The following is a 13,571-nucleotide window of genomic DNA, read 5'->3' on the forward strand; positions in this document are numbered from 1 at the left end:
TCCGATGCAACGCAGGACGGCGTGTCGATAATTATTCCTATCATCCTACGTGATCTCAGAAAGGCAAACAACTGCAAGATTGATCAGTGTTACAAACTTGTAAACACTTGTTTGATTTTTATTATTGGCAGGATTATTCTGGTCGGACCATAAAGATAACAAAAAGTGATGTCACCATGTACCCACACCTATTACAGCCTTTAGATTTAGGATTTACTCAACTGCGTAATCGCGTATTAATGGGATCAATGCATACTGGACTTGAAGAACATAAAGAAGGGCTAAGTAAGTTGGCTGCTTTTTATGAAGAGCGAGCGAAAGGTGGCGTTGGCTTAATCGTCACCGGCGGTTTTTCGCCAAACTTACGTGGTCGACTGCATCCATTTAGTGCTGAGTTTAGCAAGACTAAGCATGCCAAAGCGCACCAAGTGGTGACTGAAGCGGTGCATCGCCATGGTGGCAAGATTGCGCTGCAGCTACTGCATGCTGGACGCTATGCGATGCATCCGTTCGCACAAAGTGCCTCGGCGATTAAAGCGCCGATTGCGAAATTTACCCCAAGTGAAATGAGTGTTAGACAGATAGGTAATACTATTCAAGCCTTTGCTCATAGTGCTGAGTTAGCTCAGTTAGCGGGTTACGATGGGGTTGAAATCATGGGATCTGAAGGCTACCTCATTAACCAGTTTATTTGTAAACGAACGAACGTTCGTTACGATGATTGGGGCGGTAGCTATGAAAATCGCATGCGTTTTCCTCTTGAAGTCGTACGTGCGATACGCGAAGCGGTCGGTAAAGAATTCATCATTATTTTCCGTCTATCGATGCTCGATTTGGTTGAAGAAGGCAGTACCTTTGAAGAGGTCTTACAGCTCGCTAAGGGATTAGAAAAAGCGGGAGTGACCATCATTAATACCGGAATTGGTTGGCATGAAGCGCGGATCCCCACTATTGCCACGCAAGTACCCCGTGCGGCGTTCAGTTGGGTGACGGAAAAAATCAAATCGCATCTTACGGTGCCTGTGGTGACATGTAACCGGATCAATACGCCCGAACAAGCCGAAAAAATTCTGGCTAGTGGCCAAGCCGATATGGTGTCAATGGCGCGTCCTTTCTTGGCTGACCCTGATTTTGTGCGTAAAGCTGAGCAAAATAAAGCGGCACTGATCAATACCTGTATTGGTTGTAACCAAGCCTGTTTAGATAATATTTTTCAGGCCAAGCGAGCCACTTGTATGGTAAACCCTCGCGCTTGTTATGAAACCGAAATTCGTATCCAACCGGCAACTCATAAGAAAAAAGTCGCAGTAGTTGGTGCAGGCCCCGCGGGCCTTGCTTGTGCAACGACATTGGCCGAGCGGGGACATGAGGTCGATCTCTTTGAGCGTAACGATAGGATTGGTGGGCAATTTAGGCTCGCGATGCAAATTCCAGGCAAAGAGGAGTTTCGCGAGACGATTCGTTATTTTGCCAATCGCATTGATGAAACAGGGGTGAAATTGCATTTAGATCGCAATGTAACCTTTGATATGCTCGCTGATTACGATGATATCGTGATGGCTTCGGGCGTTGAGCCTAGAAGCATTCAATTAGAGGGCATTGATCATCCTGAAAAAGTCATTGATTACCAAACCTTGATTCGCGAAAAGACCCCAGTCGGAGAAAAAGTGGCGATTATTGGTGCTGGTGGTATTGGTATTGATGTAGCGACAATGATAACCGAGCCTACGGATCACGATTTAGATGACTGGTTACATGAGTGGGGAATTGATAAAGAGATTGCCCACCCAGGCGGGTTATACCCATACCCAGATGCGGTTAGTGATAAGCAAGTTTGGCTGTTGCAGCGCCGTAAAGGACGCGTGGGTAAAGGCCCTGGTAAAACAACAGGTTGGATTCACAAACGTACGCTAGAGAAACGTGGTGTCAATATGTTAGGTGGTATTGGCTACGAGAAAATAGACGCACAGGGGCTACATATCACGCTGGATGGGCAACAAAAACTGTTGGACGCGGACACCGTTATTGTGTGCGCTGGGCAAGAGTCGGTTCGGCCTTTTGCCGAACAGTGGGCAAGCTTGGGTGACAAACTGCATGTGATTGGCGGAGCCGATGTCGCTGGAGAGCTTGACGCTGTACGTGCGATTCGCCAAGGCGTTGAATTGGCAGTGAAATTGTAAGCGAACTGTCAATGACTTAAATATGAAAACATAAGGGGCTGATAAGGCCCCTTACTGTATCGATTGAAATCCAGCAGCGACTTAGGCTAGTGGATTATAAAATGACGGTTTTATTGCCATAAACAAACACGTGATCATTAATCACTTTGTTGATGGCTTTGCTGAGCACATTTTTCTCCACATCACGTCCCGCTTGTGCCATGTCTTGCGCACTGAAGGTATGATCAACCGGAATCACATCTTGTTTAATGATGGGCCCTTCATCAAGATCGTTGGTGACAAAGTGCGCGGTTGCACCAATGATTTTAACCCCGCGCTCGTAAGCTTGTTGATAAGGTTTTGCGCCGATGAAAGCCGGTAAAAAACTATGGTGGATATTGATGATTTTATGATGAAATTTTTCGACAAAACCGGGCGTGAGTACCCGCATATATTTAGCTAACACAACAAAATTGACGTGATAAGGTTCAATCACTTCGAGAATTTTCTGTTCATGCTCTTGACGATTAAGTCCTTCATGAGAGACATAATGATAAGGAATATCAAATTTTTCAGTTAGGCCTTGTAGAGTATCGTAATTGCCGACCACGGCAGCGATGTCTACTTCTAAGCTACCATCGTAAGTCTTCATTAAAATATCGCCAAGGCAATGTGCCTCTTTGGTCACCATAATAATGATTCGTTTACGAGCAGAACCCATCAGTTTGCGTTTGGTACCAGACGGTAGAGCTTGATCAAGATCAGCGAGAAATGTGGTGTCATTAAAATACCCTTCTAACTCGGTACGCATAAAAAAATGACCGCTGGTATTATCGACAAATTCATTGTTATGAATGATGTTAAGTTGATGTTTATAACAAATATTAGTGATTTTTGAGATCAATCCTGGGGCATCACTGCAATGCGTCAGGAGGGTTTTTTTTTCCATTGATAACTTCCGTGAGTATTTTTCTCGGTCTGTAAAATAAATCAAGGCTGCAAGAACGGTGATGCAGACCACACTGTAGCGACTATAATTAATCTATTATCAATAAGGATTCAACAACTATCACGGCTAGACACTAACGGCTTCCTCTTTCAGTCTTTTGCTGAGTACCATTTAAGGTGGTGTGTATGGACAAAGAACTACTTGCACGTAAATTATACGTAGAGCGTGTGCATGCTCTGATGGGAGACAATCCAGTTGATGAAGCGTTATTGGACGCGATGTGGGAAAGTAAAGCTTCCCCTGTGGATGCCGCAAAAGCCATGATGCCGACAGCCAGTAATGGTTACGACGCCCCCCCTTGGTTAGCCCGCTATCTCAATCGCAAATAAAACGTTTTTCTAGTGACACGATCAGCGCGAAGCGGATTTCGATTCGCGCTGTCGCAACAAACCTGCCATAATCGCTGCATTCCTCATCGTCATTATTGCTGTCATGATCGCTAAAACCTTTTCTCAACATGGGGCTTTGGGCAAAGCCATTCCTGGTTTTCAAGGGCGTCAAGCTCAAGTTGATATGGCGTTAGCTGTTGCTAAAGCGATCGAGAATCAATCACAATTAGTGGTTGAAGCGGGCACGGGAACCGGTAAAACCTTTGCGTATTTAGTTCCTGCGTTATTGAGTGGCAAAAAGGTCATCATCAGTACGGGCTCGAAAAACTTACAAGAGCAACTATTTCATCGAGATTTACCTTTAATGGTCGAGGCTTTGGGCTTTTATGGCCAAGTGGCGCTTCTGAAAGGGCGCGCTAACTACCTTTGCTTGGATAGGTTGAGCCGACAAATGGTTGAAAGCCATCACGCGCAAAGCGATCCAACGTTATTAACCCAATTAGTTAAAGTACGCAGTTGGTCATCATCGACCAAAAGCGGCGATCTCGGTGAATGTGATGAGTTAGCCGAAGACAGTCTGATTATTCCAACCATCACCTCAACCAATGATAACTGCTTAGGCAAAGAGTGTTTAAGTTATCAAGATTGCTTTGTCTCAAAAGCGCGGCGTAAAGCAATGGAAGCGGATATCGTGGTCGTTAACCATCATCTTTTCCTAGCGGATCTTGCCATCAAAGAGACCGGATTTGGTGAGCTTATCCCTGACGCCGAGGTGTTTATTTTTGACGAGGCGCACCAGTTACCTGATATTGCAAGCCAATATTTTGGTCAATCGGTTTCAAGCCGACAGATTCAAGATTTAGCCAAAGATATTGAAATTGGTTATCGCACCGAAGCGAAGGATATGCGCCAATTGCAAAAAGTTGGCGATAAACTCCAGCAAACGGCGATGGATTTGCGCGTATTATTAGGGGACTCTGGTTTTCGCGGCAACTGGCGAGAGGCGCTGTCGGTGGCTAGCATTGCTCAGCAAGTGGAGCGATTGCAAGAGAGTTTAACTTTTGCTATCGACGTGTTAAAGCTTGCCCTCGGTCGAAGTCAGTTGCTTGATACCGCTTTTGAGCGCGCGAATACCTTAAAAGCACGTATTGTTCGGGTCTGTGATGTTTCTATTACTGGATACTCCTATTGGTTTGATACCACGCCGCGGCATTTTAGTTTACACATTACGCCATTATCGATCGCTGATAAGTTTCAAGAGCAAATTAATCTTAAATCCGGTGCGTGGATTTTTACTTCGGCAACGTTAGCCGTAAATGAAGATTTTGCACACTTCACCCATCGTTTAGGGCTAAAATCCAGTGAGCAATTTTCTTTACCCAGTCCTTTTGATTATCAGCAGCAAGCGAAACTGTGTGTCCCCCGTTACTTGCCAGAACCCAATAGCGCAGGGTTAGCGGATAAGTTGGTTGAAATGCTTGCCCCGGTGATTGAACAAAACCAAGGACGCTGCTTTTTTTTGTGTACCTCCCATACTATGATGCGCGAGTTGGGTGAGCGATTTCGTGAGCATTTGAGCCTTCCGGTACTGTTACAAGGGGAAACCAGTAAACAGAAAACCCTCGCACAATTTATGGAGCTTGGTAATGCGCTTTTAGTTGCCACCGGAGCTTTTTGGGAGGGGATTGATGTTAGAGGCGATACCCTAAGCTGTGTTATTATTGATAAACTACCGTTTACTTCCCCGGATGACCCGCTGTTAAAAGCGCGTATCGAGGATTGTCGTTTACGCGGTGGCGATCCTTTTGCTCAGGTCCAATTACCTGACGCTGTCATTACTCTTAAACAAGGAGTAGGACGACTCATTCGAGATCAGAAAGACAAAGGCGTATTGATTATCTGTGATAATCGTTTAGTTACCCGTGATTATGGCGGCGTATTTTTAGCCAGTTTGCCTCCGATACCACGAACACGTGATTTGGCGGTGGTAAAAGACTTTCTGCTATCTCTTTCTGTAACAGACACTAATTAGAGACATTCATGAGTGCAACCATTCTTGCTTTAGATACCGCAACCGAGGCGTGCTCGGTTGCTTTGATGGTCGGAGATAAACTTTACTCACGCAGTGAAGTGGCACCTCGAGATCACACCAAAAAAATTCTGCCGATGGTCGATGAAGTACTTAAAGAAGCGGGCATCACATTGCACGAGTTAGATGCACTGGCGTTTGGTCGTGGCCCAGGGAGTTTCACCGGAGTGCGGATTGGCATCGGAATTGCACAAGGCTTAGCTTTTGGTGCTGATTTGCCGATGATTGGTATTTCGACCTTAGCTGCGATGGCTCAGGCTGCGTATCGAGAGCAGGGAGCCACTCACGTTGCTTGTGCGATTGATGCGCGAATGAGTGAAGTCTATTGGGGGCGTTTTGTCCGCCAATCTGACGGCAGTTGGTCTGAGCTTGACGCTGAGTGTGTGATTGCTCCCTCTCGGCTACTTGATCATCTTGCGGCTCAAGCAGAGGATAAGGATTGTTGGACGATGACGGGAACCGGTTGGCAAGCCTATACAGAGACACTCACTGCTTTGCCGCTGCGTACGGAACAAAGTGCGGTGTTGTATCCTCAAGCGCAAGATATGGTGGTGTTGGCACAGCAGGCATGGAAAAAAGGTCAGCATGTGCCTGTAGAGCAAGCCACACCGTGTTATTTAAGGGATACGGTGGCATGGAAAAAGCTACCAGGAAGAGAATAATCACTATTCTTTATTAGAATAACGTCAATTCGATGACTCAAGGAGAAGACGCGTTGCTTCTCCTGCCCGTGAAGGTAGATAAGGAGCATTATGGTCGCAATTAATGGTTCACTCAATGGTTTGCCGCCAGGACGCATTACCAATACTCAACGGGCGTCAAAAGCGAAGAAAAATCAAGTCTCTCAGTCTTCATCTTCGGCGGCTTCAACCAGCAAAGTCGCCGAGGCGGTTGCTCATTCAATTCGCCAAATGGATTCGGCAGATATTCACCGCGCGCAACTGCACTATGATTTACCCGAAGGACGAGCGCGTAAGGCAATGGAAGAATATTTAGATATTATGAATCATGCTAAGAAAGAGGAACTTACACAAATGCTCGGTGTCGATCTATATATCTAATTAAGGGGCTTTCTATGTTATCCAACCGTTGGTTATTCTTACCTGCTTGTACTTTACTTAGCTTATTGACGGCGTGTTCGTCACTCCCCCCTACGCTAGCGACTGATAACGATGCGCTGATCACCGATTATCATCAGTGGCTGGCTCAACCCAGCGATACCGTTAATGAGGTACGTTTAGGCGGTGTTATCGCTCAGGTAACAAATTTGGTCGATAGAACTCGTATTGAAGTGGTCAATTTACCGATAGATAAGGCTGGTAAGCCGCTATTAACGGATGAGCCTCAAGGTCGTTTTATTGGCTATATTGATGGTTTTGTCGACCCGATTGCTTATGGTCAAGGTCGACTAGTGACTTTTATTGGCACCACAGCTCAACCAGAAACGGGCACCGTAGGTGAGTTTGAGTATACGTTTCCAGTGATGAAGGTACGAGGCTCTCATTTATGGCGAGTGGAAGAGCGCGTCGTTATTGATGACATTACGCCTTATGTCTTCCCATGTCGGAGTTTCTATTGCCGTCACGTTGAGGACTTTCCACGTAGTGGCCGAGTGATCCAAGAAGTGAAGTGATGCTCCGCAGCGAAACTTTTACTATTGCTCATGGTGAAATTGCTGGGTTAACGGTAGGTGACGTACGGCAATCTGACTACAGTGTCCTTTTTTTACATGGCTGGTTAGACAATGCCGCCAGCTTTATTCGTGTTATTTCATTTCTCCAGCAGCTTGCTCCTGAAGGGCATTTTTGTGCCATTGATTTGCCTGGGCATGGTTTATCAAGCCATAAACCTGCGGCGAATTATTACTCCTTTCATGATTATATCGATGATGTTTATCAAGTGTTGCACAATCTTTCGCCAAACAGACTGGTGCTAGTAGGGCATTCGCTTGGTGCTTTAATCGCAAGTTGTTATAGTGCCGCCTTTCCTGAACAAGTCGCAGGATTAGTGCAAATTGAAGGTTTTTTACCCTTAGCGGAAGATCCGGTGGATAGTGTCCAACGATTACGTCAAGGGGTGTTGAGTCGGCAACGAGTGAGGCGCAAGCCCACCCGCTATTACTATAGCGTCGAGGAAGCGATTGAGCATCGTGCTCGGGTGAATCAACTGCCTGCTGAATTGATTGAACCGGTGGTGAGACGAGGTCTTCATCACGTGGGCACTCAGTGGCAGTGGCGTCATGATAATAAGTTATTGTGCGATTCATTGTATCGGCAAACTCCGCAACACGCTCGAGCGGTGATGAACAATATTGTCTGTCCACATCATGTTATTTTAGGAGATCAAGGGTTTGCTTCATTGCAAACGGATCTGACTGATTATATAGGACAGCCTAGTCAATCATCGATCGTCGCCGGTGGGCATCATTGCCATCTTCAACAACCTTTATTGGTCGCGGAACTAATTCTTGGCTTAGTTAACAAAATTTAAACAAGTGTTTGGGTCTTTCGTGCTCAAGCGCTCCGGCTGTGCTGTAATAGTGATCATTTTTATAACAAAGATAATCTTGATTATGCCAGCCAATTACGAGGAGTATTACTGTGGATAAACCTTGGCTCTCACGTTATCCCACTGACGTACCAGAAACGATTAATCCCGATCAATATTTATCATTGGTCGAAATGTTCGAACAATCTGTCCATAAATACGCTGACCAACCCGCATTCATGAATATGGGGTCGGTAATGACTTTTCGTAAGTTGGAAGAGCGCAGTCGAGCATTTGCCGCTTATTTACAAAATGAGCTAAAGCTGAAAAAGGGCGATAGAGTAGCGCTGATGATGCCAAATCTATTGCAATATCCCGTGGCTTTATTTGGGGTATTACGAGCGGGGATGATCGCGGTTAATGTCAACCCGTTATATACCCCGCGTGAATTAGAGCATCAATTAAATGATGCCGATGCTCGTGCGATCGTTATTGTCTCCAATTTTGCGAATACGCTAGAGCAAATAGTCGCGAACACTCAAGTTAAGCATGTCATCTTGACCAGTCTTGGGCAAATGTTACCTCGCGCCAAAGGGACCTTGGTTGATTTTGTGGTCAAGTATGTCAAAGGTATGGTTCCTAAATATGATTTACCGGGAGCCATATCAATGCGTAAAGCATTGCATAAGGGCCGTCGTTTACAATACGTTAAGCCTTTTATGTCCGGTGAAGACATTGCGTTTCTACAGTATACCGGTGGGACAACGGGGGTAGCGAAAGGCGCGATTTTGACTCATCGCAACATGGTCGCTAACGTATTGCAAGCCAAGGGCGCATATGGTCCGGTTTTACGTGAAGGACGTGAGTTAGTGGTAACGGCATTGCCGCTTTATCACGTGTTTGCACTCACGGTAAACTGTCTACTGTTTATCGAAATGGGAGGGCGTAATCTACTGATCACCAACCCACGTGATATCCCCGGCTTTATCAAAGAGCTACAAAAATACCCATTCACGGCGATCACTGGTGTGAACACGCTGTTTAATGCGTTGGTCAATAATGAAGATTTTCATGAACTGGATTTTAGTCATCTCCAATTGTCGGTTGGCGGTGGTATGGCCGTACAACGCGCAGTGGCTGAGAAATGGAAAAAGATCACCGGTATCCATTTACTCGAAGGTTATGGTTTAACGGAATGTTCACCTTTGGTCACTGGTAACCCTTATGACTTGTCCGATTACTCTGGCGCGATTGGTTTACCCGTGCCTTCGACTGAAGTTCGTATGGTTGATGATGAAGGGAACGTTGTTGCCAATGATCAAACCGGCGAACTTCAAGTGCGTGGCCCACAGGTGATGCAAGGCTATTGGCAGCGACCTGAAGCCACCAAAGAAGTGATTAATGAAGATGGCTGGTTGTCGACGGGGGATATTGTGCGCTTTGATGAAGAGGGTATGATCTACATCGTTGACCGTAAAAAAGACATGATTCTTGTGTCTGGATTTAACGTCTATCCAAATGAAATAGAAGATGTTGTTGCACTGCATGGTAAAGTGCTAGAAGTGGCGGCGATTGGTCAAGCCCATGAAGTCTCTGGTGAAGTCGTTAAAATTTATGTGGTTAAACGCGACCCAAGTTTAACGAAAGAAGAAATTATTACTCACTGTCGTAAGCACTTGACGGGTTATAAAATTCCTAAACTGATTGAGTTCAGAGAAGAGCTGCCTAAGACTAACGTCGGTAAGATTTTACGTCGCGTACTACGCGAAGAAAACGATGCGCAATTGGTAGAAAAGTCGAAATGTGCTTAAGTGCGCAATAGCGTTTTAATGTTACAATGCCGACCATTCTCGTCGGCATTTTTTTATCTTAGCGCCCTCAAATCAACACAGGCAGAGTGAGCCATTTGTGAATTATACAATCATTAATCAACAGCATGAATTACAGCGAGTGTGCGCACTTGCCCGTCAAGCAGACGTTGTCATGCTCGACACTGAATTCGTTCGTACTCGGACTTTCTTTCCGCAATTAGGCTTGATCCAATTATTTGATGGGGAGACGCTGTCGCTGATCGACCCGTTGGCAATGGAGGATATGACGCCATTTATTGAGCTGCTGCAAGATGTTTCCGTTTTAAAAGTGTTGCATGCTTGCGGAGAAGATCTGGAAGTGTTCCACAACAGCTTGGGTTGTGTACCATTTCCGATGGTGGATACTCAATTGATGGCGGCCTTTATTGGTTATGGCTTATCAACCGGCTTTGCTGCTTTGGCGAATGATTTACTCAATGTTGAGCTAGATAAAAGCGAGTCTCGTACCGATTGGCTTGCGCGGCCTTTGTCTGAGAAACAACTAGAGTATGCCGCCGCGGATGTTTTTTATTTACTGCCGATGTATGAACAGCTACTCGATAAAGTCACGCAAGCTGGCTGGTGGGATGCCGTTTTACAAGAGTCACAACTGCAAGTTGAAAAGCGGACTCGAGTGTTTGATGCACAATTCGCTTACCTGGAGGTCAAAGGTGCTTGGCAATTAAAGCCTAAAGAGTTGGCCATTTTAAAACCGCTTGCCACTTGGCGTTATCAACAGGCGGTTAAACGTGATTTAGCTTTGAACTTTGTGATCCGTGAACATGATTTACTGACTATTGCCCGTTTAGCGCTGAGTTCGCCAAAGCGAATGGAAGAAGAGGGGATCGATCCACATGTGATTCGTCGTCACAGTGATGCGATAGCAACGATCGTTAAACAAGCGAAACAGACGCCTGTAGAGAATTACCCTGCGGCGATCGTGCCGTTAATGGATTACCCTGGCTATAAGCAGCTATTCAAAAAACTCAAAGATGAAGTCAAAGTGGTATCGCAAACTTCGGGTTTAGCCAGTGAGTTTTTGGCATCAAAAAAGCAGTTAAATCAGTTAGTGAGCTGGGTTTGGAACCAGCAGCGTGAACCGGATCATCTGCCAGACTTAATGCAAAATTGGCGTTTACCTTTACTCGGTGAGCGACTCAATAAGTTGATCCGATAACGTTTATCAGCCACTAAGTGGCAGTCGACAGTAGTCATCCCAACCTTTGCTCTGTTGGGATGGCCTATCTATAAAGCGGTGTCAGTATTGATGCGCTGGCTTACTTCTCTTCATCAGGGAGTTTTACGTTTAACTCCAAGACAGAAATGTCGTCATCTTTATGTTCAAAAGAAAGCTCAACCATCGATGGATCAATCGCAACGTATTTAGCAATCACTTTCAGAATGTCTTCTTTCAATTGTGGTAAATAGGTTGGCGCAGGATCGCTTTGGCTACGGCGCTCGGCAACAATAATTTGTAAGCGCTCTTTAGCCAAACTGGCCGAGTTTTTTTTCTGTGGGCGGAAAAACTCAAGTAAAGACATACTAATTTAGCCTCCAAAAAGTCGTTTAAAGATGCCTTTTTTCGGCTCAGTAAGAAAACGAAACTCTACTTGCTGGCCAAGCAGTCTTTCAACGGTATCATCGTAGGCTTGGCCGGCATCTGATTGTTCATCAAAAATCACTGGTACGCCTTTATTTGAGGCGTTCAATACGGCTTGGCTCTCAGGGATAACCCCCAGCAGTGGAATATGCAAAATTTCTTCAACGTCTTCAACACTGAGCATCTCGCCTTGGTTAACCCGTGTTGGATTATAACGAGTTAACAGTAAATGCTGTTTAACTGGCGGAAGGCCTTGTTCGGCGCGCAGTGATTTTGAATCTAAAATACCGAGGATACGGTCTGAGTCACGCACAGAAGAGACTTCAGGGTTGGTGGTGACAATCGCTTCATCCGCATAATAGAGCGCCATTAGCGCCCCTTGCTCAATGCCTGCTGGAGAGTCACAAATAATAAATTCAAACTCCATCTCATTCAGTTCATTGAGAATACGCTGTACCCCTTCTTTGGTCAGGGCATCTTTATCTCGCGTTTGTGAAGCCGGTAAAATAAATAAGTTTTCATTACGTTTATCTTTGATTAGCGCTTGATTCAGTGTCGCTTCCCCATTGAGGACGTTGACAAAGTCATACACTACCCGTCGTTCACAACCCATAATTAAGTCGAGATTACGTAACCCGATGTCAAAATCAATCACCGCGGTTTTTTTACCTTTCAACGCCAGCCCTGAGGCAATGGCTGCGCTGGAGGTGGTTTTACCCACTCCGCCTTTTCCTGACGTTACAACAATAATGCGTGCCATTTAATTAATTTCCTTTCGAATCTAAATTGTCAATTTTTCAAAATGCAGTGATTCATCGTTTAAGCTTAGCATCACTTTATTTTGCCAAAACTGACTGTCAATTTGATCGCTTAGCCAGTAATTTCCTGCAATCGACACCAGCTCAGCTTGTAAATCATTACAAATTATTTTTGCTTCTCTTTGGCCACTGGCCCCAGCAATGGCTCGACCACGTAATGTACCATGAATATGGATTGAACCATCGGCGATGACTTCTGCGCCTGGGCTTACATGACTAAGAATCACTAAGTCGCCATCTTTGGCATAAACTTGCTGGCCAGAGCGGACTGGCGTATGAATCACTTTTGTCGGGGCCATCGCTGCCGGAGCGTTCGCCGGCGTATTGCTGGCTGTCATGACGGCAAAGCCAGCTTCGAATGCTTGACGTTGACAACGTTTATCTTTACAGCCAGTAATGCCAACCGGGACAAAACCCGCTTCACGAATGCCCTGTTTCAGAGCATGAAAATCCAGTTCACCGCCGACTTTATTAATATTAAGTACAATTGGTGCATTAGCAAAAAAAGCGGGGGCTTGATCGGCTTTTTGTTTGAGAAAATCGATCGCATTGGCAACATGATGATCTGCAAGGTGCAATACAGACAAAGTGAAGCTGCTGCCTTTTAGGTCAGGTGTATGGGACATGATAACGTTGACCTCAATAAACGTTGGTAACGCTGGTTATATACCCAAATCAGCTCACAACACTCGAAAAAGAGCAGCATACTTATTTTGAGGTTACTTGGGTATAGAATAATTAGCGTTGTCGAAGACGATGGCTGTCATGTTATATTCAGCGCTCAGTGACAGCAAGTTATCTTGCGGTCAAATGCGTGATTTACTCGCAATTTTCACTGTGGTTATTCAAAATATATCCAAGTCATTTGGGTGTATACTCTCTCTGGCTGCACATAACGCAGATAACACAATACAAAAGGGTTGGCATGCTTTGTTCTATTTATAAAAGTTCGAAAAAAGAAGGAACTTATCTGTATCTTCCGAAAAGAGATGACTTTTCACAAGTTCCTGACACTTTGCTCGAGACCTTTGGTAAACCTATCTTTGTCATATTAGTCAACTTGACCAATCGTCAACTAGCTCGCGTGGATGTGGATAAGGTAAAAACAGCGTTGCAAGTAACGGGATTCTTTTTACAGCTTCCCCCGCCAACAGAAAATTTATTGGATATACATAAACAGCAGAAAGCACAAAGTAGACAAGCCACTGCTGATTAGGATCGCTTGAGGAG

Annotated in this window: 14 protein-coding genes; 10 read left to right on the top strand and 4 right to left on the bottom strand. The window is 45.2% G+C overall.

From position 1 onward, the window contains the following. The first annotated feature begins 176 nt into the window (after positions 1–176). Positions 177–2,180 carry an NADPH-dependent 2,4-dienoyl-CoA reductase gene (locus tag CAG60_RS11855; RefSeq protein WP_161439003.1) on the top strand — a complete coding sequence of 668 codons (2,004 nt, stop codon included), beginning with the start codon at positions 177–179 and terminating at the stop codon, positions 2,178–2,180. Between the two features lie 94 nt (positions 2,181–2,274). On the opposite strand, the gene purU is transcribed toward CAG60_RS11855, so the two are convergent. After that, a complete protein-coding gene (purU, locus tag CAG60_RS11860; protein ID WP_161439004.1) occupies positions 2,275–3,108 on the bottom strand; it encodes a formyltetrahydrofolate deformylase in 834 nt (277 codons plus the stop codon). 185 nt (positions 3,109–3,293) lie between these two features. Between purU and CAG60_RS11865 the strand changes: the two genes are divergently transcribed. From CAG60_RS11865 to rnd, 8 genes are all read left to right on the top strand, one after another. Continuing rightward, the gene (locus CAG60_RS11865; RefSeq protein WP_154170568.1) at positions 3,294–3,497 is read left to right on the top strand and encodes a hypothetical protein; all 204 of its coding nucleotides are present in this window, start codon (positions 3,294–3,296) and stop codon (positions 3,495–3,497) included. A 103-nt stretch (positions 3,498–3,600) separates the two neighbouring features. Continuing rightward, a complete protein-coding gene (locus CAG60_RS11870) occupies positions 3,601–5,529 on the top strand; it encodes an ATP-dependent DNA helicase (protein WP_161439005.1) in 1,929 nt (642 codons plus the stop codon). Positions 5,530–5,537: 8 nt separating this feature from the next. Continuing rightward, a complete protein-coding gene (gene tsaB / locus CAG60_RS11875) occupies positions 5,538–6,248 on the top strand; it encodes a tRNA (adenosine(37)-N6)-threonylcarbamoyltransferase complex dimerization subunit type 1 TsaB (RefSeq protein ID WP_161439006.1) in 711 nt (236 codons plus the stop codon). 90 nt (positions 6,249–6,338) lie between these two features. Further along, positions 6,339–6,647, top strand: coding sequence for a chromosome partitioning protein ParA (locus tag CAG60_RS11880; RefSeq protein WP_154170574.1), 309 nt, complete (start codon positions 6,339–6,341; stop codon positions 6,645–6,647). 14 nt (positions 6,648–6,661) lie between these two features. Next, a complete protein-coding gene (locus CAG60_RS11885; RefSeq protein WP_158144845.1) occupies positions 6,662–7,219 on the top strand; it encodes a Slp family lipoprotein in 558 nt (185 codons plus the stop codon). Beyond that, positions 7,219–8,076 carry an alpha/beta fold hydrolase gene (locus tag CAG60_RS11890; RefSeq protein ID WP_158144846.1) on the top strand — a complete coding sequence of 286 codons (858 nt, stop codon included), beginning with the start codon at positions 7,219–7,221 and terminating at the stop codon, positions 8,074–8,076. The genes CAG60_RS11885 and CAG60_RS11890 overlap by 1 nt, the downstream gene beginning before the upstream one ends. A gap of 110 nt (positions 8,077–8,186) precedes the next feature. Beyond that, the gene (fadD, locus tag CAG60_RS11895; protein ID WP_158138725.1) at positions 8,187–9,884 is read left to right on the top strand and encodes a long-chain-fatty-acid--CoA ligase FadD; all 1,698 of its coding nucleotides are present in this window, start codon (positions 8,187–8,189) and stop codon (positions 9,882–9,884) included. A gap of 97 nt (positions 9,885–9,981) precedes the next feature. Further along, positions 9,982–11,100 carry a ribonuclease D gene (rnd, locus tag CAG60_RS11900; RefSeq protein ID WP_161439007.1) on the top strand — a complete coding sequence of 373 codons (1,119 nt, stop codon included), beginning with the start codon at positions 9,982–9,984 and terminating at the stop codon, positions 11,098–11,100. Positions 11,101–11,200: 100 nt separating this feature from the next. On the opposite strand, the gene minE is transcribed toward rnd, so the two are convergent. Genes minE through minC form a run of 3 tightly spaced genes read right to left on the bottom strand, consistent with a single transcriptional unit; the run spans position 11,201 to position 12,967 of the window. Then, positions 11,201–11,464 carry a cell division topological specificity factor MinE gene (minE, locus tag CAG60_RS11905; protein WP_004394871.1) on the bottom strand — a complete coding sequence of 88 codons (264 nt, stop codon included), beginning with the start codon at positions 11,462–11,464 and terminating at the stop codon, positions 11,201–11,203. A 6-nt stretch (positions 11,465–11,470) separates the two neighbouring features. Then, a complete protein-coding gene (minD, locus tag CAG60_RS11910) occupies positions 11,471–12,283 on the bottom strand; it encodes a septum site-determining protein MinD (protein WP_004394872.1) in 813 nt (270 codons plus the stop codon). Positions 12,284–12,304: 21 nt separating this feature from the next. After that, positions 12,305–12,967: a septum site-determining protein MinC gene (gene minC, locus CAG60_RS11915; protein WP_154170582.1), complete on the bottom strand. Its 663-nt coding sequence runs from the start codon at positions 12,965–12,967 to the stop codon at positions 12,305–12,307. A gap of 299 nt (positions 12,968–13,266) precedes the next feature. Between minC and CAG60_RS11920 the strand changes: the two genes are divergently transcribed. After that, positions 13,267–13,557 carry a YcgL domain-containing protein gene (locus CAG60_RS11920; protein ID WP_161439008.1) on the top strand — a complete coding sequence of 97 codons (291 nt, stop codon included), beginning with the start codon at positions 13,267–13,269 and terminating at the stop codon, positions 13,555–13,557. The last annotated feature ends 14 nt before the right edge of the window (positions 13,558–13,571 follow it).

It is taken from the genome of Vibrio sp. V33_P6A3T137, assembly GCF_009904835.1.
GTDB lineage: Bacteria > Pseudomonadota > Gammaproteobacteria > Enterobacterales > Vibrionaceae > Vibrio > Vibrio metschnikovii.

Bases quoted from the DNA above. Each gene is read 5' to 3' on its own strand.
- CAG60_RS11885 (WP_158144845.1), top strand. From the start codon at position 6,662: ATGTTATCCAACCGTTGGTTATTCTTACCTGCTTGTACTTTACTTAGC.
- purU (WP_161439004.1), bottom strand. From the start codon at position 3,108: ATGGAAAAAAAAACCCTCCTGACGCATTGCAGTGATGCCCCAGGATTG.
- CAG60_RS11855 (WP_161439003.1), top strand. From the start codon at position 177: ATGTACCCACACCTATTACAGCCTTTAGATTTAGGATTTACTCAACTG.
- tsaB (WP_161439006.1), top strand. From the start codon at position 5,538: ATGAGTGCAACCATTCTTGCTTTAGATACCGCAACCGAGGCGTGCTCG.
- CAG60_RS11865 (WP_154170568.1), top strand. From the start codon at position 3,294: ATGGACAAAGAACTACTTGCACGTAAATTATACGTAGAGCGTGTGCAT.
- CAG60_RS11880 (WP_154170574.1), top strand. From the start codon at position 6,339: ATGGTCGCAATTAATGGTTCACTCAATGGTTTGCCGCCAGGACGCATT.
- CAG60_RS11890 (WP_158144846.1), top strand. From the start codon at position 7,219: ATGCTCCGCAGCGAAACTTTTACTATTGCTCATGGTGAAATTGCTGGG.
- CAG60_RS11920 (WP_161439008.1), top strand. From the start codon at position 13,267: ATGCTTTGTTCTATTTATAAAAGTTCGAAAAAAGAAGGAACTTATCTG.
- CAG60_RS11870 (WP_161439005.1), top strand. From the start codon at position 3,601: ATGATCGCTAAAACCTTTTCTCAACATGGGGCTTTGGGCAAAGCCATT.
- minE (WP_004394871.1), bottom strand. From the start codon at position 11,464: ATGTCTTTACTTGAGTTTTTCCGCCCACAGAAAAAAAACTCGGCCAGT.
- minC (WP_154170582.1), bottom strand. From the start codon at position 12,967: ATGTCCCATACACCTGACCTAAAAGGCAGCAGCTTCACTTTGTCTGTA.
- minD (WP_004394872.1), bottom strand. From the start codon at position 12,283: ATGGCACGCATTATTGTTGTAACGTCAGGAAAAGGCGGAGTGGGTAAA.